Source organism: Colwellia sp., from assembly GCF_013214175.1.
GTDB lineage: Bacteria > Pseudomonadota > Gammaproteobacteria > Enterobacterales > Alteromonadaceae > Colwellia.
This window is the reverse complement of record NZ_JABSPA010000003.1, coordinates 427,133-450,531: the sequence shown is the minus strand read 5'-3', so window position 1 is coordinate 450,531 and position 23,399 is coordinate 427,133. Positions and strand designations below refer to the sequence as shown.

Below are 23,399 nucleotides of genomic sequence, written 5' to 3'. Positions count from 1 at the left end.
TAAATAGGAATAAGCGAAAACAATGTCAGAGCTATTAAGCGGCTGTTAACTTATACCATTTTCATTAAGTTTGTGATCTTGATGTGAGTAGGGAAAATAAATCAGGGCAAGGCGCTTGATTGAGCAATAGCTGGCTATTGGGATTGAGAGCAACACCGCCTTGGAGTATTTTAACCAGCACAAGTGGGCAATAATTTAATTAAATTGGTATTAGTAGCTACATCTTCAGCTAAGCGCTATAAAAGAAAGATAAGTTAACAGGGGTTAGTAATAACATCGCAATAAGCGGAGCTATTTTTTCAACGCTCGAATATAAAGGCATAACTCAGCAATTACTTGCTTGAACAACTCTTTATTGCGTGAGCTTTTACTTAAGGTGGTCGCACCATTTAGGGTCGCGACAATAAAGTAACTCACCTGGCTCAGCGCTAAACCGTCGCGTAAATCATCATTGATTTTCTCAAGAGCATCAACAATCGACTGATTCAACTGTTCTTGCATAGACAAAATACGTAATCGGAAGCCCTCATCAACATTGGCCATTTCTTCACAGAGGTTGTTGAGCGGACAGCCACAAACAACTTCACTACAAGACATTTGCTCTGTCATTGAGGTAAAAAAAGTACATAAACCTTCAACAGGGTCTTCAACAGCCAAAGCTGACTGCCAGAGATCTAAAAACATTGGTGTATAAATTTCTTCGAATACCGCGTAACCCAGCTCAATTTTACTGGTGAAGTGGTGATATAGCGCGCCTTTTGATATTTCGCAGCGATTGAGAATAACCGACAAGCTAGTCGCTTTAAAACCATGCTGATGAATTTCATCGGCGGCCACGGTTAATATATTTTGGCGGGTTTGCTCTGCATCACTCATGGTTACTTCTCAATTTATTCATTCTATTAAATCATAACCAACCGCTCGGTATGTTGCAAGAGTTGCTTAAGGTAAGGAAAATTAACTTATTGTACTTCCCCGTGTGGAAGTACAGATAAGCGATTACGCTTAAGGTTTTCAATGCATTGCCAGGCAGACAGCAGTATTACTGAACAGACTACTTTGCTGAATTCCAGCCTTTCCTTAATGACGACTCTATTAATATTAGTCTACAAGAATGCAGAAACGACTTATTAATAGCTAAGATATTAGCATCCTATTTGTTCCATAAGCTATAAAGAAAATAGCTAAAGTTATCACTATAACAAAACCAAGGTAAACCGGTTAGATATCTAACTATCAACGCACTAGCTAGATTTTGAAAGTTATAAGGTTTATATTACTGCCTGCCAACTGGTACAATGAGTTGAGTGTTATCCCTCGATTCAGCCTAATAGAATTTTATAAAGTGACTCTAAATGAATATATTGTTTAAAAAATCTTGGCTATTTCGCCGTATTATGAATGCTTGGCCGCCGTTATTTTTTGCCGGTATTCGCATAAAACATATATCAACTGACTTTAAAACGGCACGTGTAGAATTAACCTTACGCCCGTGGAATAAAAATGCTGTAGGAAGCCATTTTGGTGGTTCTTTATTCGCAATGACCGACCCTTTTTATATGTTAATGATCATGGCACAGCTAGGAGATCAATACCTGGTATGGGATAAGTCAGCTGACATTGATTTTATCAAGCCCGGGAAAGGTAAAGTCATTGCCGACTTTGCCATTAATCAACAACTCATTGACGATATTATTGCTAACACGGCTAATGGTGAAAAATACTTACCTCAAATTCCCGTATATGTAAAAGATGAACAAGGAGATATAGTGGCCAAACTAAATCGTACTCTTTATATTCGTCGAAAAAAGCCAAAAGGCATGAGCAAGTTGACTGATAAAACACATAACTAGCCTACTCAGTATTATTTTATAACAAAAAAAATCCTGCATGATATTGCAGGATTTTAAAATAAACTAAACTGATTAGCGCTTACACATTCAACATAATATGTTGGTGTACACGAACAATAATGTCATCACTTTCTTTTTTCCAATCCACTTCATCAGAAAATGCTCTCACCGCCGCAATGGCTTGATTAACAAACTTGCCATAGTTGTGGTGTGTTTCATCACTCTTATCAGCAAAAAATACAAAGCGTAGCGTATCAACTAATGTATCGGCTTCCCAATGCACGCAAAAACGTGTCTCAGCGTTATTTGGATTGACACCGATATAGATTAACTCACCAGCCACATTTGCTACTTCATTTTCATCATAACGAACAAATGGCGATACACCATTGGCAAGTAATGCAGCTTGGTCAATTTTATTGGCCTGGCAAGACTTGTTAAAAGCATTTTCTATTTTTTTATAAAGTTTAGTAAATGGCTCATCCGATAAATAATCAATTTCCGCACCTTTTAATAAACGGCGTGCCATTGGAATACTGGCGACTATGTAAGTAACCGAGGTATGCTCATTGCTAAGACTCTGACCCTGACTTTCATAACGATCGGCAATTTCTCTAAAGGTATGGCTAATGGTGTTAGTTGCACCTTTTTCTTTGGCAAAAACATCAAAGGTTAAATGTTGATGATCGCGCAATTTAATCTCATTCTCAGCTAAACCAATAGACTTTGAAATATCTTTAATCGCTTGGTAAACCTTACTATGGAATTTACCTGAATTAACTCTAAGCTCTTGCCCGGTAGCTAAAAACAATATTTTAATTTTTCTGGCTCTAATTGCGCCATCAAAATAGCCTTTAAAAGTACTATTGTGCTCAGGACAGTAGAAGAAAAAAGATTGCTGTTCTGTGTGTAACACTTGCTGTTCGCCACTATAGCGCACCCTAACTAAACGGTTATTGGCAACAAAATTAACATGCGATAGACCATGTTCTTCAACGATCTCAAATATTTTGTGTGACAAGCTTTGATAGAACTTTTGATATGGCTTAACTGACGTTTCATCGATAGCACCACACACTAGATTAATTAAATTATCCGTTAAGGGTATTTCAGCTAAAATATACTGATTATCACGTGCATCACTAGGTAAATAAACACGTTCCCCGTACCTATGTTTTTTTAAGATTGATGAAGTTCGTCTCATATTCCTTTATAACCTCTTGTTAATTTTTCGCCAGATGAAATTGAATAGTCATTTATAACATAGACAAAGTAGATAATTAATACTAAGTGTTCGCGTTATTAGACAAATTTGAAATGCCATATAGCCACATTTTTTTAAATACCGTTAACGGCAGTTTTTGCTATAAAGAGTCTAAACTTTAACCGTTGTATTTTAACGGTAAATCACAACTAACTTGTTGATGGCTCGACTCTATTGGCCAACTTTTGATACCAAAATGATGCCAACAAAATAAATATACCAATACCCATAAATAAGATAACTTTTTGCCATAGCAAGGCATTGGCAGCGTCAATCATCGCCAGTTTAACTATGCCTAATAATATCAAAGCGAAACTATATTTCACCGTGGTTATACGTCTATCTTTTAGGAATAAAATCATAGCGCCATGAACCGCTAATGCCGGAGCAATTAATAACTCAATCCGATATATTTCAAAGGAATATAACAAGATTACATAGGTAATAGCGGCGATAGAGTGTAAAAACAAATCACCATTGAGTTGTAACTTTTTGCCCAGTTTATTGTGGCTAAATTTGTAGTCTTTTTGATACAAGCAGGCCATGATAAATATTACCGGCACTATTACATAACTTGCCTGGGGTAAAATGAGCAGCCAAGCGCCAATAACCAAGAGTAAATTAACTGTTATGACGAACGTTTCATTTCTTTTTAAATGTTCAGATAGGTTTAAGCTATTAAACGTAACGCCCCAATACATTGCCGCAATAATTACCCCATAAAAAAGGCTATCGGCTTGCGAGCCAACAAGGTTAGGGATAGCAAAACCAAGGGTTACTATTCCCCAACTACAAATGAATTGGTATATATGAACAGAGTCTTTTCGGTTTAATAAATAGGCCAAAGCGTAATAACTCGAAAAACCAACTAGTACAACAATACTATTTATTAGTGATAACTCGCCAATAGCAATGACAAAAGCCACACTTGCCAGGCCAGTTAATACTTGGGTCTCTTTAACTAGTAAGGGGTGATTTACCTTGCGGGCTAACAATAAAGCGATTAATGGTGAAAGCCATAAAAACATCAATGACTCTTCTTCAAAGCGGCGAATAACCGAGCCAAGCCAACAAATAGGAATGAACATATAGAACAGAACTCTTATGCCCTCGGCAAGCTTTATCATTGCGCTATCTGCTTGATATTTTCTATAGAAAGCGGACCATAACCAAAGTTGAATAAAGGCCGAAACTAAGGCTCCTTTTGCAAAGAGTGGCAGCATGATAAAGCGATAGCTATCAACCATCAATGCCCCTTCATAGACATAAAATAGTGGCACTATAATAAGTATTGCCGCAAATATTTCTATTGCTACTTGCTGGCAGCTTCTCGCTCTAAATAATAATGCCAGCTGCACAAAAATGACTATGGCTCCTGTCCAGTTTCCTAACCAGATATCAGCACTGACAATAAGCAAAGTAGTTAAGAAAACCGCTTCTAGCAATTGTAAAAAAGGCTTCACTTTATTTTTCGTCAGCCAATCAAATACTGCGCTGTTGTTGATCAATCTTTGCCATATAGCAATAATTGCGACAATCATCAGTGATAACACCCAGCCATCTACCGATTTAAGTGCCGGTAGTGGGAAATATATTGCTAACGCAGACAATGAATATAAAAGTGCTACTGCCGTTAATATTTGCCCTTGATTTAAGGACATTGAAAAGTTATATCGACGGCCAATTGCCAGCAATAATATTCCTTCTACGGCCCAAGCTATCCCCCAATAGGCATCACTAATAGCACTTACTACAGTAAGCACACTCCATAAAGCAGCAAGCAAGATGAAAAAATGTGTTAACTCACGTTTTATTTTATAAAACATTAAACTTGCCATTATCGCAATCAAAGTATTAACCGCAAAATTAACGCTTATTTGCCTAGTAAATAGCTCTGATGCTTGCAGAAATATTAATGTAGTAGTGCCAACTGTCGCTGCTAGGAAAATTAAGCTTTGACGGCTTGATGTGCTTTCTTTAAGCAAGGAAACGGAGGCATAAGCAAAAAACAGCAGATAAAATAGATTAATCAGCCAAGATGAAATATGAATACTATCGACTTCCAGAAGCCACTCAATAGAGACAAGAGTAAAAGCTAAACTTAAGTGGGCAAGCCAAGGTCCAACGTGTTTATAAGATAGAATTAAACTGCTACCAACAACAAAGGCGAGAGATAATAAATAGTAAAATGGTTCAATATTAACGACATTTGACAGCATCGGCATAGTCGCAATACCTATTACACCCAAAGCAGCGACAACCTTGGTATCTAGCCACAATGCCAGTGTGTGACAAAGCAAGGCGATTGCTAGGTATAAAATCAACACGGCGACATTGGGTATTAGTCCGTAAACACTACCGGAAAAATAAACGGTACTATAAGAAAGTAATATGCCTAAGGTAACAATGGCTGTGGCAAACTCACTAAAACGTGTCTTTATTTTTAGGCCTATGCCTAACCCCATCACCAATATTGCGGCAATGCACATTAGTAGCGATTTATAGCCCGCCCCTAACTGATCAATAAGCAGCTGCATTAAATAACCAAAGCCCGCAAGTATTAAGCCGATGCCGACCATAGTGAGGATAAATATTCCTAACATGCCTCGATCTTTATAGGACTGATAAACTTGAGTAACCGGTGAGAGCCAGTCGAACAAAGAAGATAATATAGTTTGAAAAAATAACGTGAAAAATGAAGGTATGTTGAAGAGCGATGCTTTAGCTTGTTTGTCTAACCGGCTGTATTCCTCTGCAATATTCGTTTCAGAAAAAGCGGCCTTAAGAGCATCGGCTTTAGCGGCAGCCTCCCTAGAGGAAGTAGGCTGAGTAAACACATCCGTCTCAGCTCCTGCATTACTACCTTCAACTTGAGTAACTTCTTGATGGTGTTGCTCTGCTTGCCGTTCATCTTGAGCCAGCAAGTTATTCAAGCGATTTTCAACCGCATCAAGTCGTTGACTAAATTGAAGTTTAACAAGCGCTAACTCTGATCTTAACGCTTTAACTTCTTCATTCATTATTACATCCTGTAATTTTCATTTGAATTTGTACTTGAATTTTTAAACTATCCACTCCGGTTAAGATAATGCGATAAGCTATTGACTACAATAACTAATACCAATTTAATTAAATTATTGCTCACTTGTGCTGGTTAAAATAAGCCATCTCTACGTTACTCTCAATCCCAATAGCGAGCTATTGCTCAATCGAGCGCCTTGCCATGATTTATTTTCCCTATGCACAACAAGATCACAAACTTAATGAAACTGTTATAAATTAACTTTTTAGTCGACCACTTTAACCTGACATTAACAATGGGTAATGAGTAAGGCTAAAGGTTAAGGTACTTATAGACCCCTGACTAAAGCACTTGCTAGAACACTTATTTAAGCAATGATTTGAGCACTGGTTTAAATACTGATTAAGCTATGGCTTTAAACACTGGTTCGAATGAGTTAGCTTGCACAATATTGCTCAACCTTGTAGTTAAGTCATCTTGCAAAGCATCAAAAATGAAGTTGCCCATGCTAATGCGCTTAACACCCAGTGATTGTAAAGTAGCAAAGTCAGCTAAATCAGGCATGCACATAACGTTCACCGGCAAAGTAGTGCTATTGACCACAGCTTTAATCGCCTCAGTTTGCACAATACAAGGCACAAATAAACCATCAGCGCCGGCAGCTTGATATAACTTAGCACGCTTTTGTGTTGCTTCAACCGGATTCGCTACGCCAAGTAAAAAAGTATCGGTTCTGACATTGATAAAGATGGCAATATTGTCTTTTAGTAACTGGCTAGTTATCGCAGCAAGATACGTGGCAAAGTTATTTTCATTAATTAATGTTCGCTCTTCATTGGTTTTACTTACTTTACTGTCTTCGATATTAATACCAACAACACCTACTTCTGCCAGTGCTTTAATATAACCCGCGGTTATTTGCGGGTTGTCACTAAAACCCGCTTCAATATCAACACTAAGAGGTAATTCACTGCAAGCAACAATGCGCTTAACGATAAACAGTAATTCTTCAAAGGCCATATGCTGACCATCTGCATAACCAAGCATACTCGCTATTGCTGCACTTGAGGTGCCAATAGCACTAAAGCCAAGTTTTCCCGCGGTTTTTGCACTTGCAACATCCCAAACATTGCAAAGTAGTAGTGGTGTCGCTTGTTGATGTAGTGAGGTGAATATTGTGTCGTTCATAATTTTATCTCTATCGTTTATTACAATAAATTAATTGCAATAAATCAGTTGTAATAAGTAAGACGCTTTAACTAGGCCGCCGCTATTTGTTAAAGCAATTGTGCGGCTTGTTATCCCTATTAACCAACGATAAAATCCGACCAGAACTATAAGCTCTGCTTATAGTTCTTTTTAAAGTAAAGACTAATTCCCTCCTCCTTTACCCCAGAAAAACGCTCCTTAATGATGCTTAGTTTTATGCTGTTTAGTCGCCCTCACCGTATGTGTAGGTGCTTGTCTGGTTGAGTGCCTTGTTGCTTTTTTTGACGGTTGCTTCGATGATTGCTTCGGTAAGGACTTTGACACCGGGTGTTTATAAACTGACTTCGATTGATACGACTTACTTTGCTTGGCTTGGTGATGTACCGCTTGGCTATTCACTGCTGAGTTAAGATGTGGCTGTTTATGCGCCACGTAATGTTTGTTATTCGAATGATGTACCGTTTTTTTAACCTGTTTTTTACTGTGAACCTTATTACTTTTGGTATGAGTAACGTGGGTATTAGTACTTTTAACATTATTACTTCGAACATTAGTACCTTTCACATTACCACTTCTAACATTAGTACTTCTAACATTAGTACTGTGAACCACTTTATTACGGTGAACATCGCTACTACGGACGACTTTATTGTGATGAATACTAGGGCGCGTGTCGTAATACTTTTGTTTTAATCGTCCACTACTGTAAGCAACACCACGTCTATGTTGAGGTTGATGGCTCCAACGTTTTGCATGATGACTAATAACTATTTTATTTCTTGGGTGATAACCATGGCGATTATAGTGATTAACCACTACATGGCGGTTATGCCAATGAAAGGCACTAAAGAAAAAATGACTGCTGATATGAATGCCCGTGCCCCAATAAAAATGACCATGATGCGCAGTATAATAATGCGGGTTATGCCAATAGACCGGCGGATAGTGTGACCAATGCCAACGGCCATAAACCACGCGAGTATCATAATAAGGTACATAAATAATTTCGGGCTGTGCTGGCTCAATGATAATAACTTGCTGTTCTTTTATTACCCTAACGTTATCCATATTAGCCAAGCTACCGGCTTGCTCAGCCTGCTGTCGTAAGGTTTGAATACTGGCCATTACTCTGGCTTCATCTTGTAAAAAAGCATCACCGAGCTTTTGCATCCAAGTGAGATCTTCACTCAATTTAGCCATGACTTGCGGAAAGGCTAATAGTGCCTTAATACTGGCATCCCAATCTTTAGTTGCTGAATTATTATGTACTTGCTCTATCGTTAAGGTCGAATGTTTATTGAGCCAACGCTCAGCCTCAATCACTTCTATGGGATAAGTCGAGGCAATAAGAATATGAGTGAGTAAGGTATCTGGGTATAAGGCAATAGGTGCTAGCGTTTGCGCAAGCTCTGCTTCAGAAAGTAGCAATTCTTGCTGTTCTTGAGCTTCTTGAGCTAAAACTGCAGTAGAAAACATTAGAGTTGAGCATACCGTAGTTACCAGCAACAAAAACACTATAACGCCAGGTGTTAACGCTCCTTGCTTTAACTTACTTTGTTTTAACTCAGTTAGCCGTTGGGATTGATGAATGTGCATAAGCTTACCTTTATTCATTGTTAATCTTATTGCATAGAATAAACCTCCTTAGCTGAACCAATGCTGAACAAATATCAAAAGGTGTATGGAAGAACTTGATCAAAACTGACCGCTTCATTGCTATTGTCGAAGCTTTTTTATTAGTTTGTTCATTCATCCAACTATCTGGAATTAAAATGATTTCCTTAATTTATGGTCTACAATTAGTGCTGTTTAGCTCCTTTAAATGGAATGGGTATTATTACCCAAAGGGCTTTCTCACTTATGATTAGAAGTCTATAAGGAATAACTAGTGCACTCATCTCTATTTATAAAATACGGTGGTTTTAGCTCGATTCATAACTTGATTGAGAATTTTTATGAAAAGCTGCTCGATTCAAAAGTCGTCGGCTCATATTTTGAGAACAGTAATATGGCAACACTGATCGAGCACCAAAGTCACTTCATATCATCATTATTGGGTGGCCCAATATCCTATACTGATGAGCATCTACAAGCTGTGCACTGCCATTTAAATATAAAGGAAGATGTGTGGCATGAAGTTATTACTTTATTAGAGCTGGCTTTAGTAGAATTCGAAATGGAAAGAGTTGATTTAGAGGTGATCCTAAATAAACTTTCGGCGAAAAAAGGAATGTTTTGATGCAGTCAATCATAATGGCTAATCAGAGTGAGTTTGCCTCGTTCAACTTATTAAAGCAGCCAATCGCTTTATTTTCCGGAATTAAAAAAGAGCTGATTTTCAAAAATGAAAGCTTCGATAATCTTTATAAGACAAGTGGCTTAGCTACATCAGCAGGCTGCAACAAAGCGCTAGAAAGGAAACTATTAGATGAATTAGATTGCATCTATCAAGGCATCACTGAGTCTCATTTATTCAATATAGAAGTAGAAAGTAACCGAAAAAAATACATCTATGAACATAATTCCTATAAAAATAAAAACTTTATTGTCGTTCAAGTAAATGATGTTACCGAACTTAAAAAAACTCAGTACCTATTAAACAGTTCAAATTCTATGCTCGAAAAATATAGTAATGAAATGTTTATGTTAGCCCACACGGACCCACTCACAAAAGCGGCTAACCGACGCGCATTATTTGCCAAATTTGACGAATTAAAAAATGCTAACACTAGGTTAGAATGTTCAATAAGCATACTTGATATTGACTACTTCAAAAAATTTAATGATAGCTATGGTCATGAGTTTGGTGATTATGTTTTAGAAGTTTTTTGTCAACATATACAGAAACTGATAAGCCCAAGATCATTCTTTGCTCGTATCGGTGGCGAGGAGTTTTGTCTCATTCAAGAACAAAGTGATAAAGAAGATAGTACTAATAAAATCCAAAGTATTTTAGAGTCAATAAAGGGTATGCAATTAAAATCACCCACTGAAAATAAAGCCAATATATCTTTTAGTGCCGGGGTGGCTGAATATGGAATCGATGGCATGACTCTTGACGTATTACTTAATAATGCAGATAAAGCGCTGTATTATGCTAAACAAAATGGCCGCTCATGTGTCATCCCTTTTTCTACTGATTTGTTTGAGAAACGAGCCGATATTATTTACGCGAAAGATGTTGCTAGAAGTAACAGATAAGCGATGGAAAAATAGTGTGTCAGTTAAATTTTATTCTCTAGTAAAGGTAATTTTAAATTTCGCGCCACCTAGTTTGTCCGAACGACTGATATGTAAGTCGCCTTGATAACTTGCCACTAAATCACGCACTATCGCCAAACCAACACCATGGCCATCTTGGTAGGTATCAGCACGGACACCGCGCTCTAATATTTGGCTGATTTGTTGTGCTTTTATACCGACACCATCATCTTCAATGCAAATAACTAGGGCATCACCTTGTTGGTTAACCGTTAGCATAATAGAAGTTTTCGCTGCTTTATAAGCATTATCAAGCAGATTACCTAACAGCTCTAATAAATCAGCTTCATCACCTTTAAAGGTGAGTTTTCCCGTTAGCTTAACTATTACTTTTTTATCTGCATCATGATAAATTTTAGCTAAGGTGTTGAGTAACTTATCTAGCACGGGTTTGATTGCAATGCCCAGCAACCAAGAAGAATGTCCGGCACTTTGCGCGCGCTTTAATTGATGGTCAATGGTCGAATTTATCCGACTTATTTGCTCTTGGTTCACGGCAGAAATGTCCCTTTGTGCTTGTAAAACTGCCAATGGTGTTTTCAAACTGTGAGCAAGGTCTGATAAAGCGTTGCGATAACGTTGTCTTTGTTTTTGCTCTGTGGCTAATAATTGATTTAATTGCGTGGTTAGCTTAGCTAACTCTTTAGGATATATGCTGGTTAGCTTTTCTGCTTTGCCCTGTTCAACCGCTTTTATTTCATTTTCTAGGGTAGATAAGGGCTTTAAGGTCCACATCAGCCAGACAAGTTGCAGCAACAATATAATGACCATTAAAATTGCTAAACCAAACCAAAGTTGCTGTTTAAAGTCGCTAATAAACAGTAAAAAGGTTTGCTTATCTTTAATGATATGAACCGTCATTGGGAAGCTGTGTCCACCCTCAGTAAAGCTTACCGCATAGCTATAAATAAACAAAGATAAGCCATTGAGTTCAATACTGGTAAAGAGCTTATCCCCCGTTGTCAGCATTGCTAATTGCTCTGGTAATTTTTTGGGTAAAGTCAGCGTTAGCAGTGATTTAGAACGCCATAAGGTGACGCTTTCATCCTTTCGAGTGCTATTTGTTTTTTCTGCTTGATTATTCTTTTGCTGCGAGATAAAAGCATATAAGCCTGAGTCACTGACATTAAACTGATTTTCGATTAATACTTCTGGCATGATCAGCTGAGCTTGTTCGACTTCGGCCACCGCCAAAATGGAATAGCTGTAGGCACTTAATTCATTTTCGATGCTAAGTACCATGTGTTTTTCAAATGACTTCATGATGATAAAAGCAACGGCTGGCAATATAACAATAACCATCGCCAATAAGCTCACCATCAAACGTACTTTAAGCGAATTAAAGAAAGAGCTTAAGAAAGCGCTTAAAGAACTTTTAGCAAAAAATGTAATGAATCGCAGCAAGAAAATACCTAGACAGTAAAGTTAATTAAACGATAGCCTTGGCCACGTTTAGTTTCAATGAAGTTATGTTTACCGTCAGGGTCAAGTTTCTTCCGTAAACGCCTGATAAATACTTCGATGACATTAGAGTCTAAATCAAAGTCTTGATCGTAAATATGCTCAGTTAAGGTGGTTTTAGAGACCACTTCCCCGACATGCAGCATCAGATATTTAAACACTTTAAATTCATGGGCACTTAAACTAATACTTACCTGTTCAACCAGTACCTGCGAGGTAGTAGTATCTAAAGTAAATGGGCCATTGTTAATGATCGAACTCGCTTTACCAGCACTGCGTCTGATTAACGCATTTAAACGTGAACTGAGCTCTTCAACATGAAAGGGTTTAGTGAGGTAATCATCTGCGCCAGCGTCTAAGCCAGCAACTTTATCTTGCCAGCGATCACGGGCAGTAAGAATTAAAATGGGAAAGTTTCGACCTTTTTCTCTTAAAGTTTTAACCACAGTAGTACCATCTATTTTAGGTAAACCTAAATCAATAACAGCAATATCATAGTCATATTCCAACCCTTGAAATAAAGCAATTTCACCATCAGCCGCGACATCGACCGAGTAGTTTTGCAAAATTAATTGTTGTTGAAGCTCTTGCTGCAAGGCTTTATCGTCTTCAACTAAAAGTAAACGCATAGCAATTTTTCCCTTCTAGCTAGTTCTTAATCATTTGCTCTTTTCTGGTTACTTATTTCGAGCTAATTTTTTTCTATCTTACCGGTTTTAGCGTTGACCTTTTTTGAGACCACTTGGCCATTAGGTTTAACAATTTTGACTCTATAGCCAGCATTGTTTTTTTGTTTATTAACTTTTAACACCTTACCGCCATACTTATTTTGTACTAATTTCGCCGCCTGCTTTGAGCTAGTGACCTTTTTATTCCCTTGTTTGTTAGCCTGCTTCTCTGCCGACCAGGCATCGCTGGCACTCAGTGTCAGCACACTCATAAACAACGTTAATAAAAAAACTCTTAATTTCATCTCAAATCCTAATGCAGATAAACCTATATAACACTCAGTGTAAAAGAATGCTGCTCGCAAATAAACCAAGTTTCCCTTAATGATACAAATTACTAACTGAACAAAGCATGAACACCTTGATAGTAGCTGTTATGAATGTTTAAAGCTGTTCAGCTTGAGTTCATTTTACTTGCGCTTTAATAGGGTTAAATCTACACAGAAGGATTTAATGATGAACAATTTTATCAAACAGTTATCTTGCAGAGTTGCAACAAGAACTACAGCAAAAGTTATATCAAGAGAGACATTAAAAAAAACTTCAAGATACTTATCAGCAGCAACAGCTGAGTTATCACCTATCGTATCAACCAGCCTACAGTTAAGCTTAATGTTAACTTTGATGTTAATGACACTACCAAGTTTTGCTGAACAAGCTGACGATATAAATATCTCCGAAACAAAAACTGCAATGCAAAGCTACTCTATCGGGCAATCAGCAAACATCACTAACAAGGCATCAACAGAGCAGATGAAGCAAGCTATAAAACAAAGAATACTACTGAGCGGTAGCGACCAAGCACAAAATAAAGCCTTGGTCAGCACACGTAATGAAATTATTAATCAAAAACACCAACAAGCTCGCAAAAAAAATTCAGCCCGTTTATTTAAGAAAATGGCTGAAATACCAATAGTTAACACCAGCAAAAGTTTCAGTGACGGCAGTTTTGTTATTTATGAAGGCTACTCGCAGTTGATAGAAGATTATGATAGCGACGGTTATTATCAAACCTTTAGCGTTACCTTTGATGCCGATTTAATCACGTATAACCCTTATGATGAAGCGGCGGTTTATGCGGAGTTATATTTAAGTGAAAACGGCGGTCCTTGGCAGCATTATTACACTACCGACAGTTTTGTTATTCATGGTGAAAGCTCTGATGATAGCTTTGAAGTTTATAGCACCTTAGCTCAGGGCTTTAACCCTAATCATTACGATGTGTTGATCGATCTTTATGAAGTTGGCTACCCAAACATTGTCGCTTCTTACAGCAGTGATGACAGTAATAGCTTATATGCCTTACCCTTAGAGAGTAGTGATTTTGATATCGAGTATATTGAGTATTATGAAGAAACACATATTTATGGTGGTAGTGGTGGCATGGTTAGCTTATTAGTACTTCTGACATTAATGCTAAGACGATTGCTTGGGAAATTGAACAGGAACTTCGGTATTAGCAGGGCGAACAGTCAAAATACTAGACCTAGATATTGACCTGAAATTTTTAATTTATCTAAAGAGTTATATAAAAGCCGGAAAAATCTCAACTTCCGGCATAAAGCGGCTAAAAAACGTCAATTTCAAGTAAGGCTTCCATGGTAGATAGCCTGTATCTTATATATGCTTCTTAACAAACTTATCAATTTCCTCTAGTGCTATAGCGCGATTATTAGCATCCGTTAAGTAATGATTACCATCCTCTAATTCAATAAAAGTCACCTGCTTACCAGCATCTTTCATTTCATCAAACATATCTTCCGATTGATAAAATGGCACCACTATATCGTGCTCGCCATGTATTAATAGCACTGGCGCGGTAATATTGTTAATAGCATTTATCGGTGATATTTTTTCGAGGTGATCTTCTTCTAAATTACCATTAGAGATAACCTTATCCCAATAAGAAACCACCCAATGATTACTACCATGTTTGCGTCGATCAGCGCTAAGCATGCTTGGGATATCTGCAACACCATTAATAGAGACCACGCACTTATAAAGTTCCGGCGTAAAAGCAGCTCCCGCTAACGCAGCATAACCTCCGTAGCTTGCGCCAACGATACAAACACGCTCTGCGTCTATCTTGCCTTGTTTTGCTAGTGCCTTAATAGTATCCGTTAAATCATCTTGCATTTTACGGCCCCACTCTCCTCGCCCTTTCTGTAAGTGATTTGAGCCAAAACCTGATGACCCCCTAAACTGTGGCTGAATAACCAGGTAACCTTGATTAGCAAAGTATTGCGCCAACCAATCAAACTGTATTTTATCGTAAGATTCCGGGCCGCCATGGGGTAGCATAATGGCAGGAAGGTTTTCTACAGCCTTACCTTTAGGTAAGGTTAATAAGGTAGGAATAGTTAAGCCATCACGTGCTTGAAAAGATGTCGCTTGTACATCATTAACATACTCAGCTGTAATTTTAGGACGAGCATTAGTCAGTAGATCCAATTCACCATTTTGGTAACGAATGAATTGACCAGAACTACCCTTTCCTGTCATATGAAAGATAATTGTCGACCAATCGGGAGTATAATCATTTATGGTCAAAGCATTACCAGGTAACGCTGCTGCCATACCGCGCATACGCTTATTTAGTTTGTCATCAAAAAATTCATAAGTGGGCTTAAAGCCAGAATAGCGAACACCATAAACCACGCGATTAATATCGGTTAATACGGTTTCCACATCACGGTCTTTGTGGCTAAATAGCGGTTTTGAAATGGTACCGTCTTTCAGAAAAATAGTATGATAAGCCCAGCGACCATGTGAGTCATCTTGCCTTATCATCACTAAGCTTTTCCTGTCTGGAGTGACACCAACAAAAGAAACATGGCGAATGTCCGTTTCTTCTTTAAATATTTTTACCCAGCTATCATCAAGCCAGGCTTCAAGGCTATGCAGGTTTTTATCATTATTAAAGCGTTCACGCGCAAGAAGTTCGCCACTGTCATTAACAAAATAATCAATGGTATCGGAAGTTCCTCTTTTATGCCTGCGAGGTTTTTTCTTTTTAGTCAGATCTACTTTAAGCAAATTATAGCGAGACTCAGTTTGCCAAGCAGGCATATAAGCATACTGACCATCGGCCGAGACACCAACAACACCACCTAAGGAAGTTTGTCCTTCATAAATACCATAACCCGCAGTCATCAATTGGTGAATATTGCCCGTATCAAGGTTAAATGAAAAAGCGACGCTAATATCATGACGTCCTCGATAACCAAATAAACGAGAATTTTTTGAAGCGACTAAAATCAAGCGATTATCATCAATAAAGTAAACATTATCAGGGTCAATTTCATCAATGATTACTGCTCTGAGGATGTCACCTTTAACAAGGTCGATCACCACTAACATATCATGACCCTTTTGTGTCAGGCGATAAGCTAACTTAGTTGCCGACGGTGATATGACTACCATGCTTTTTTCAGGAAGCTTGGCATAGTCTGCGTAAGTTAATTTAGCCGCGCTAACCGAAAAATTTATCAGTAGCGCTAAAACAGCTAAAATCCATAACGGTAACTTCATTTGTTTTCCTTAACAATAATACAATAAAAATCAACGGCTAATCGTACAGAAAAGTTAACCTATGTAAAGTTATAGTTTGAATTGAGCACTGTTCAACGAACATATTATTGCCTTATTTAAATACTGTAATCGCTTCCCAGTAATTACAGTTTTTAAATAAGCATCGCTAAGCGAAAATTTAGCTATTAGCAAGTAGGTAATTTAGTATTCTTGGTATAAAGCTACAGGTAGCATTTATTTAAATATCGAGATGCGCTATGTTATCTCATTAGAAAAAATTACAAGTTTTAAACAGTCTTCCTCCAGCTAATCATTCACCTAATTCAAGAAAATATGGATTTTACCGAACATGAAAGATCTTACTCAAGGCTCAATCCCTAAACATCTAATTAACATGGCGTTGCCCATGATGATAGGTATGTTTATTCAGACGCTATATTTCATCGTTGATTTATATTTCGTTGGTAAGTTAGGCGCGGCGGCCTTAGCGGGATTGAGTTTGGCGGGTAATGCCATGTTTTTAATCTTCGCGCTCACCCAAATACTCAATGTCAGCACCGCGGCACTTATAGCTCATGCCGTAGGCGCAAAAAATAAAGAAGATGCTAACTTAACGTTCAATCAATCCATGATGTTATCTACCGTCACTGGCGTAGTGGTTTGTATTATTGGCTATTTAGGGGCAGAGGCGTACCTTAACTTAATATCACAAGACCTAGATACTGTAAGCATGGGTTTAGCTTATCTGCATTGGTTTATTCCATGTATGGCATTGCAGTTTGTTATGGTCTCTATTAGCTCAGCATTACGTGGTACCGGTATTGTTAAGCCAACGATGGTAATTCAAACGCTTTCTATTTTAGTTAATATAATCCTGTCGCCGATATTGATTGCTGGCTGGGGCTCTGGCTATGCCATGGGTATTGCCGGTGCTGGTTTTGCTAGCTCGATATCGGTTATCTTTGCGGTTATTCTTTTATGTTATTACTTTAAAACAACAGAAAAGTACGTCAGCGTTGATTTCGCCCTTTGGTCTATTGATGTACCACGCATAAAAAAGTTACTGGCTATTGGGTTACCCGCAGGTGGCGAATTCTTTTTAATGTTTGTTTACATGGGCAGCATTTATTGGTTAATTCAACCTTTCGGCGCCGATGCACAAGCAGGATTTGGCCTAGGCTCACGGATAATGCAATCGCTATTTTTACCGGCCATGGCTATTGCTTTTGCCGCGCCTGCCATTGCAGGGCAAAACTTTGGCGCCCAAAATTATCAGCGAGTGAGAGAAACCTTTACCTGGTCGGCCATCATGACTTGCTCACTGATGGCAATACTCACTTTAGTGTGTTTAAGCCAAGCAGAATTGCTGGTGCAAGGCTTTTCTGATGAACCAAAAGTACTGTTAGTTAGTGTGGTTTTTTTGCAAATTATCTGCTGGAATTTTGTTCCATCTGGAATAGTATTTACCTGCTCTGGCATGTTTCAATCCTTAGGTAATACTATGCCCGCATTGTTTAGCACAGCTACTCGTTTAATCTCTTTTATTATCCCTGCCCTGTGGTTATCACAGCAAGATGATTTTCAAATTGAACAACTTTGGTATGTCTCTGTAACGACGGTATGTATTCAAGCATCGGTTAGTTTTTACTTTTTAAAGCGAGAGTTCAAAAAGCGTCTACCGAAAGACGAATTATCACGCGATAATTTAGCAAATGAAAGTTTATAAGCCACTAACTTATTAAAGGATAGTTACCATAGCCTTGAAGAAAGTAAAGCTACCGGCTCGCTAGAGCCGCTAAGTTGCTCTGTAAATGGTCAAAGTAACCATAATTCATACATTATGGTTACTAAAAAAACTGAAGCCCGGGAACCTTTATTACTGCAAGCTAAGAACACTGCCACTACCTCCTGCGAGTCAGCTTTTATTACCCTCCCTTAATAACTAGCTCCTGCTAAATAGATTTTCAGCATAACAAAGCCGTCACTGCTTATGGTTTTGATGCTGGCACTTTCTTTTGTGGTACTTTCAATGGAAGTCATTTCATGGAAACCACCTCCATTAACGAGCTTTATTCCCCTTTCTTTCATAAAAGTAAAATACGTTATTAATAAAGTCCTTTACAAAATAGTACAGTCGAACTATTATAAAAACACAGTCGTACTATTTTGTTTTTAGCTCTAATATGGATACTTGATATGAAGTTTAGTTACTTTAACAATACCGGTTCAAAATTTGCTTTAACTTCCATAGCACGAGGCATCACCGCAACAATAAGCACACTTGCCCCTAGTTTTAGCTCCTTTGTCGGCGAAAATATATTGATGAAGCCTTATAGTCGACGTAAATATAACTTTGAACAAATCAAGCCAGACAAAGAGCTCAACTTGCAAACATCAATGGGTATTGCGCACATTAACCTCTTTGGCTCAGGTAGCCGGGTAATTATCGTCAGCCATGGCTGGGGCGATACCAGTAAAAGCTTTCAAGAAATGATCGTTTCACTAACGCTGCAAGGTTATATTGTTGCCGCCATTGATCATATTGGTCATGGCAGATCATCTGGCAGCAAATCACACTTACTTAGTTTTATCGAAAGCCTTGAGTTACTTGTAGAGCACTTTAATGAAGAGCGTGTCGCAGTTGACGCTATTATTGGTCATTCTATGGGAGCCATTGCAACATTAAACCTGCCAAGTTATTTACTGGAGAATAAAAAAATCATCTTAATTTCTTCACCGATAAATTTCTTTGAATTAATGTTTGAGAAAGTAGAGCAAGCGGGTATTTCAAGAAAGCTATTGTCGCGAGTTCTCGAAACTATCAGTTATAAACATGGAAAAACATGGCAGCAATTAACCACAGAAAGTAACAGAGATAAATTAACATTAGACATTACTTTTATTCATGATCGTCAAGATAGGTATGCGCCTTTTGCCGATGTTAGTCTTTTCTTGCAACAAGAAAAAAACACCTTAATTGAAACAGAAGGTCTTGGTCATAGAAGAATTTTAAGCGATACTAACGTTATTAATAATATTACTCAAATGTTGTCTTCTTAATGAACAAAGGCGAACGTACCCGTTTAGCAATACTCAAACAAAGCATAATATATAGCAGCCAGTATGGCCTTGCCGATATCACTATAGGTACGGTTTCTAAGTTATGTGACTTATCAAGAACAGGTGTTATTTCACACTTTGAAAATAAAGAAGATATGCAAATCGCCATTTTACAATATGGTGAAGCATTATTTAAAGAGCGAGTGATCAAACCTGCGTGGCGTGAAGATCCATTAGAACATTTAGTTACCCTAATAGAAAACTGGGCCGACTGGACCAGTGAAATGTTTAAAGAGCACCAAGTAAGCTGCCCTTTTATCAAGGCGGTAGTTGAATTTCAAAATAGACCCGCATCAAAAGTCAGAACCTTTACTATTGAACAACAAAACAGATTGATCAGCTACCTTACCCATAGAGTTCAGCGTTGTGCGGAACAAAACAAATTAACCACAGAAATTGAAAGCGTGGCCATTGCTTATGAACTTTATAGCTTATATTTAGGCCATGCAATTACTCAACATACGGCGCCAATGAAGGCTTCTGATACTTTATTTAAAAATAGTGTCGCTAGGCTACTAAAGCAATATCAAGTTTAGGCTTAGGCTTAGGCTTAGGCTTAGGCTTAGGCAGCAAATAATCTACTAATAAAAGCAAAAACACCAACCCCTTCGCAGTGAGAACATCCCCCTAATTTGAACGCTTATCCCCCTAGAGAACAATCTCAATACAAGCTTGAGCATGCACTTTGTTAGAACATTTCGCCTTAACTACCTATACTCAAAAAAGGCGGTCAAAGTGAGTAATCTCATGGCAAAGTTGTTACTAATATTGCTTTCATTAATAACATTTAGCGCTTACAGCTGCCAGCTTGATATACGCTTACAGCACTACTCACCTGAATCTACTAAAAGCACAAGTAATGACTGGTTCGGTATCGATATAGACTTAACTGAAGCACTATTAAATGAAGTGCAATGTAATTTTAATATATTAGAAATTCCTTGGGCAAGAGCTTTATTGATGCTTGCTACTGGTGAAATCGATATCTTAATTAACGTATCTAAAACTCATGAAAGAGAGCAGCTTTATTATTTTATCGGACCCATTCGTAATGAAGAAATCGTCTTTGCTACTTATAAAAGCTTAAATTATAACTTAACTAAAATTGATGACATCCTAGGGCTAGACAAACCTATAGCCATACAGCGCAATGCCTATTATGGCGAAGCATTACAGCGCATTATTAATAATGAAAAATACAAAGAATTATTTGTTCATGTTCCCAGTAATGAGATCAAATTAAAGTTGCTAAAACGCGGTAGGATAAGTGGCTTTTTAGAAGCAAAGCGCAATGTTATTCATGGTATTAATAATGATGAAATATTTGCGGGTGTTTGGTTTCCAGCTTTGATATTTCATAAAAACCCTGTCTATTTTGCCTTAAGCAAAAAGTCCATAAGTGTGGAATTTAAGCAGAGAATTTCTGCTGGCTTTGAGCGTTTAGTTACCCAAGGAAAAGTTAAAGCAATAGTTCTGAAGCATCAGTAATCTAAACACTCAGCAGTGTTTAGAAAATTAGCATTATCTATAGCATGCATTCAAAATAAATTAGCCAGCTGCATAAGTTAGTGGCTAACACTAAAGATAAGTTAATATTAATGCGTAACTGTTTTTTTATCTTCACCTTCTGCTTGATCAAGCAAACACTCATGTATAGCTTGCCATAAACCTTCGGGGTCATAAGGTTTCGTAATAAAGCCATCCATGCCGGCAGCAAAACATTTTCTGCGCTCTAACTCGGCATCACTTGCAGTAATGGCAATAATAATCGTATGCTTTTGGCTATCTTTTTCTAACCGACGTATTTCTTTAGTTGCCGAGATACCATCCATTACCGGCATATGACAATCCATCAAAACCACATCAAAATGCTCTTGTTGCCAAAGTTCAACAGCTTGTTTACCATCAATAGCGGTTGATATGCTCGTGGCAATGCTTGCCATCATATTTGAACACACCTTACGGTTTATTTGTGAATCATCAACAACCAATATGGCTAATTGTTGTTTTTTAAGCAGATCATCTATTGCTATTAAATTATTACTCTGCTCTTGTAGCTCTTTACTAAGCATCACTTTTAAAACCGTTTGATAGATTTTTTCAGGGGATACAGGTATTTCTAACAAGGCTTCTATACCCAGCTCATGACACTGCTTAAAATCGGCTTCATCGGCATAAGCAGAAGTCATGATCACTTTAAAGTTTTTATTGAGCGATTCTTGTTTAATTAATTTAAATACCCCATAACCGCTTAACCCTGGCATATTCTTATCTAAAAAAACCAAGTCAACATGTTCATTTTTCTTATCGAACTCTCTTAAGGTAGTCAGTGCTAGCAGAGGGTCGTGTAATACCGCCACCTTCATCTGCCATGATGTTAATAGCTCTGACAGCAGTCTGGTATTAAAGGGTTGATCATCAATCACCAATACACGTTTATGACACAAGCAGCTCATATCAAATTCGGAAACTTCAGCAGTAGATTCGGTTTTTATTAATTTCAATGAGAAATGAAAACAGCTGCCTAGCATAGCTTGACTTTTCACCTGTAGGTTTCCGCCCATGAAATCGACCAAACGGTTAGAAATCGCTAGCCCTAATCCGGTACCGCCATAAACTCGCGTGGTAGAGTTATCAGCTTGGCTAAACTTCTCAAAAATTGTATCCAGTTTATCCTGCTTAATGCCCATGCCCGTATCATTTACCGAAAACTCTACTTGGTAAAACTTCTCGGTTGAGTTTTCTATAGTAATCTTAAGGGTTACCACCCCGGCTTGCGTAAACTTAATGGCATTACTAATAAGGTTTGTTAAAACCTGTTTCAGCTTGGTAGAGTCCGCAATAACGTAGTGATTTATCTTAGTATCGATAACTAGTTCAAGGTCTAGTTTTTTTTCCTGAGCTAAGGGCTTAAATAAAGTAATTATGTCATTTAAAAATTCTTCTAAATCAAAGTTGTGCTCATCTTTATCTAGTTTACCTGCTTCTATTTTAGAGAAGTCTAAAATACTGTTGAGCAAATCCAGCATATGATTAGCACTTCTTTGAATTGTTTTAGCAAATTCATATTGTTTCTTGTCAAGCGGGGTTCTCAACAATAGCATGGTCATACCATAGACCCCATTCATCGGCGTTTTAACCTCATGACTGATATTTGCTAAAAACTCACCTTTAAGGCGGTTAGCTTCTTCGGCTTTTTCTTTTTCAATCTCTAGCTTTTGAAAAGAGCTATCTAATATATTACACATATCGTTGTATGAATTAACGAGGTAATTAAGCTCATCATCTATTTTTTCGCCCCGACCTTTTAACTTGATATTTTTATGATCTTTAACTGAGTTAGCACTCTTGGCCATTGACTTAGCCAAAAAAGTTAGATGACGACCGATAATTAAATAAACAATGGATAAAATAACAAAAGAAATAATAAAGGTTTTTGTGCCTTGGGTGACTAAGGTTAATAATACTTTGTCGGCTAAGCGACGATAAACAGGATACAAATCACTGACTACATGCAACTCTCCTAAAACAGTTTGCTCTCCCTCATACAAATAACTTATCGGCCATCGCCCCATTCGAGAATAATCGGTATTATCTTTGCCTTGCTCAATAACAATGTCACCATCACGAATTAATTGCACTAACACTATATCCGGTAAATTCTTAATGCCTTTTATTTGTACGCTTATTTGATCATCATCTTCTACCCAGAGTGCATTGGAAATTGCAGGTAAATAGCTAGTTTCTATTTGGATTAAACGTTCATCAAGCGCCGATATGTCATTGTTATAGTCTACAAGTAAATGAATTGAAGTGATAATAAGGGTCAATACTGAGCTGGATAGCATGATCCAGATCAGTAGCTGCTTAGCGATTGAGTTTTTAAACTTCATGTTAGCTTGTCATCCTTTACTTAAAAGCTAATTTAATACTTATATGAATAATATTAG

Annotated in this window: 18 protein-coding genes; 8 read left to right on the top strand and 10 right to left on the bottom strand. The window is 37.7% G+C overall.

Going from position 1 to position 23,399, the window contains the following annotated elements:
- Window positions 1-291 precede the first annotated feature (291 nt).
- Window positions 292-876 (bottom strand): TetR/AcrR family transcriptional regulator, encoded by a 585-nt coding sequence (locus tag HRT55_RS10360; protein WP_291621004.1) that lies wholly within the window; start codon window positions 874-876, stop codon window positions 292-294.
- Between the two features lie 479 nt (window positions 877-1,355).
- Here HRT55_RS10360 and HRT55_RS10355 point away from each other — a divergent pair, with 479 nt between their 5' ends.
- Window positions 1,356-1,853, top strand: a complete 498-nt coding sequence (locus HRT55_RS10355; protein ID WP_291621003.1) for a DUF4442 domain-containing protein — start codon at window positions 1,356-1,358, stop codon at window positions 1,851-1,853.
- Window positions 1,854-1,932: 79 nt separating this feature from the next.
- Here HRT55_RS10355 and HRT55_RS10350 read toward each other — a convergent pair whose 3' ends face one another.
- From HRT55_RS10350 to HRT55_RS10335, 4 genes are all read right to left on the bottom strand, one after another.
- Complete coding sequence (locus HRT55_RS10350; protein ID WP_291621001.1) at window positions 1,933-3,057, bottom strand: DUF3083 family protein; 1,125 nt, start codon at window positions 3,055-3,057, stop codon at window positions 1,933-1,935.
- Between the two features lie 209 nt (window positions 3,058-3,266).
- The gene (locus tag HRT55_RS10345) at window positions 3,267-6,137 is read right to left on the bottom strand and encodes a DUF2339 domain-containing protein (RefSeq protein WP_291620999.1); all 2,871 of its coding nucleotides are present in this window, start codon (window positions 6,135-6,137) and stop codon (window positions 3,267-3,269) included.
- 404 nt (window positions 6,138-6,541) lie between these two features.
- Window positions 6,542-7,327, bottom strand: coding sequence for an isocitrate lyase/phosphoenolpyruvate mutase family protein (locus HRT55_RS10340; RefSeq protein WP_291620997.1), 786 nt, complete (start codon window positions 7,325-7,327; stop codon window positions 6,542-6,544).
- Window positions 7,328-7,546: 219 nt separating this feature from the next.
- Window positions 7,547-8,962 carry a DUF3300 domain-containing protein gene (locus tag HRT55_RS10335; protein ID WP_291620995.1) on the bottom strand — a complete coding sequence of 472 codons (1,416 nt, stop codon included), beginning with the start codon at window positions 8,960-8,962 and terminating at the stop codon, window positions 7,547-7,549.
- Window positions 8,963-9,236: 274 nt separating this feature from the next.
- On the opposite strand from HRT55_RS10335, the gene HRT55_RS10330 reads away from it, so the two are divergent.
- Window positions 9,237-9,587, top strand: coding sequence for a group 1 truncated hemoglobin (locus tag HRT55_RS10330; protein ID WP_291620993.1), 351 nt, complete (start codon window positions 9,237-9,239; stop codon window positions 9,585-9,587).
- Window positions 9,587-10,549, top strand: coding sequence for a GGDEF domain-containing protein (locus tag HRT55_RS10325; protein WP_291620992.1), 963 nt, complete (start codon window positions 9,587-9,589; stop codon window positions 10,547-10,549). Before HRT55_RS10330 ends, HRT55_RS10325 begins: the two co-directional genes overlap by 1 nt.
- A gap of 30 nt (window positions 10,550-10,579) precedes the next feature.
- Here the strand turns inward: HRT55_RS10325 and HRT55_RS10320 are convergent, their stop codons facing one another.
- The 3 genes from HRT55_RS10320 to HRT55_RS10310 all read right to left on the bottom strand — a co-directional run bounded on the left by HRT55_RS10320 (window position 10,580) and on the right by HRT55_RS10310 (window position 13,043).
- Window positions 10,580-11,929 carry an ATP-binding protein gene (locus tag HRT55_RS10320; RefSeq protein ID WP_291620990.1) on the bottom strand — a complete coding sequence of 450 codons (1,350 nt, stop codon included), beginning with the start codon at window positions 11,927-11,929 and terminating at the stop codon, window positions 10,580-10,582.
- Window positions 11,930-12,021: 92 nt separating this feature from the next.
- Window positions 12,022-12,699, bottom strand: a complete 678-nt coding sequence (locus tag HRT55_RS10315; RefSeq protein ID WP_291620987.1) for a response regulator transcription factor — start codon at window positions 12,697-12,699, stop codon at window positions 12,022-12,024.
- Window positions 12,700-12,761: 62 nt separating this feature from the next.
- Complete coding sequence (locus tag HRT55_RS10310) at window positions 12,762-13,043, bottom strand: PepSY domain-containing protein (protein WP_291620985.1); 282 nt, start codon at window positions 13,041-13,043, stop codon at window positions 12,762-12,764.
- A 208-nt stretch (window positions 13,044-13,251) separates the two neighbouring features.
- Between HRT55_RS10310 and HRT55_RS10305 the strand changes: the two genes are divergently transcribed.
- On the top strand, window positions 13,252-14,295 hold the full coding sequence (locus HRT55_RS10305; RefSeq protein WP_291620983.1) for a choice-of-anchor H family protein: 1,044 nt from the start codon (window positions 13,252-13,254) through the stop codon (window positions 14,293-14,295).
- Window positions 14,296-14,415: 120 nt separating this feature from the next.
- Here HRT55_RS10305 and HRT55_RS10300 read toward each other — a convergent pair whose 3' ends face one another.
- Window positions 14,416-16,329 carry an alpha/beta fold hydrolase gene (locus HRT55_RS10300; RefSeq protein ID WP_291620981.1) on the bottom strand — a complete coding sequence of 638 codons (1,914 nt, stop codon included), beginning with the start codon at window positions 16,327-16,329 and terminating at the stop codon, window positions 14,416-14,418.
- Window positions 16,330-16,678: 349 nt separating this feature from the next.
- Between HRT55_RS10300 and HRT55_RS10295 the strand changes: the two genes are divergently transcribed.
- The 4 genes from HRT55_RS10295 (at window position 16,679) to HRT55_RS10280 (ending at window position 20,937) form a co-directional block, all read left to right on the top strand.
- Window positions 16,679-18,055, top strand: a complete 1,377-nt coding sequence (locus tag HRT55_RS10295; RefSeq protein WP_291620980.1) for an MATE family efflux transporter — start codon at window positions 16,679-16,681, stop codon at window positions 18,053-18,055.
- Window positions 18,056-18,525: 470 nt separating this feature from the next.
- Window positions 18,526-19,389: an alpha/beta fold hydrolase gene (locus HRT55_RS10290; RefSeq protein ID WP_291620978.1), complete on the top strand. Its 864-nt coding sequence runs from the start codon at window positions 18,526-18,528 to the stop codon at window positions 19,387-19,389.
- Window positions 19,389-19,985 (top strand): TetR/AcrR family transcriptional regulator, encoded by a 597-nt coding sequence (locus tag HRT55_RS10285; protein ID WP_291620976.1) that lies wholly within the window; start codon window positions 19,389-19,391, stop codon window positions 19,983-19,985. The genes HRT55_RS10290 and HRT55_RS10285 overlap by 1 nt, the downstream gene beginning before the upstream one ends.
- A gap of 199 nt (window positions 19,986-20,184) precedes the next feature.
- A complete protein-coding gene (locus HRT55_RS10280; protein ID WP_291620974.1) occupies window positions 20,185-20,937 on the top strand; it encodes an ABC transporter substrate-binding protein in 753 nt (250 codons plus the stop codon).
- Between the two features lie 107 nt (window positions 20,938-21,044).
- Here HRT55_RS10280 and HRT55_RS10275 read toward each other — a convergent pair whose 3' ends face one another.
- Window positions 21,045-23,342 carry a response regulator gene (locus HRT55_RS10275; protein ID WP_291620972.1) on the bottom strand — a complete coding sequence of 766 codons (2,298 nt, stop codon included), beginning with the start codon at window positions 23,340-23,342 and terminating at the stop codon, window positions 21,045-21,047.
- Window positions 23,343-23,399 lie beyond the last annotated feature (57 nt).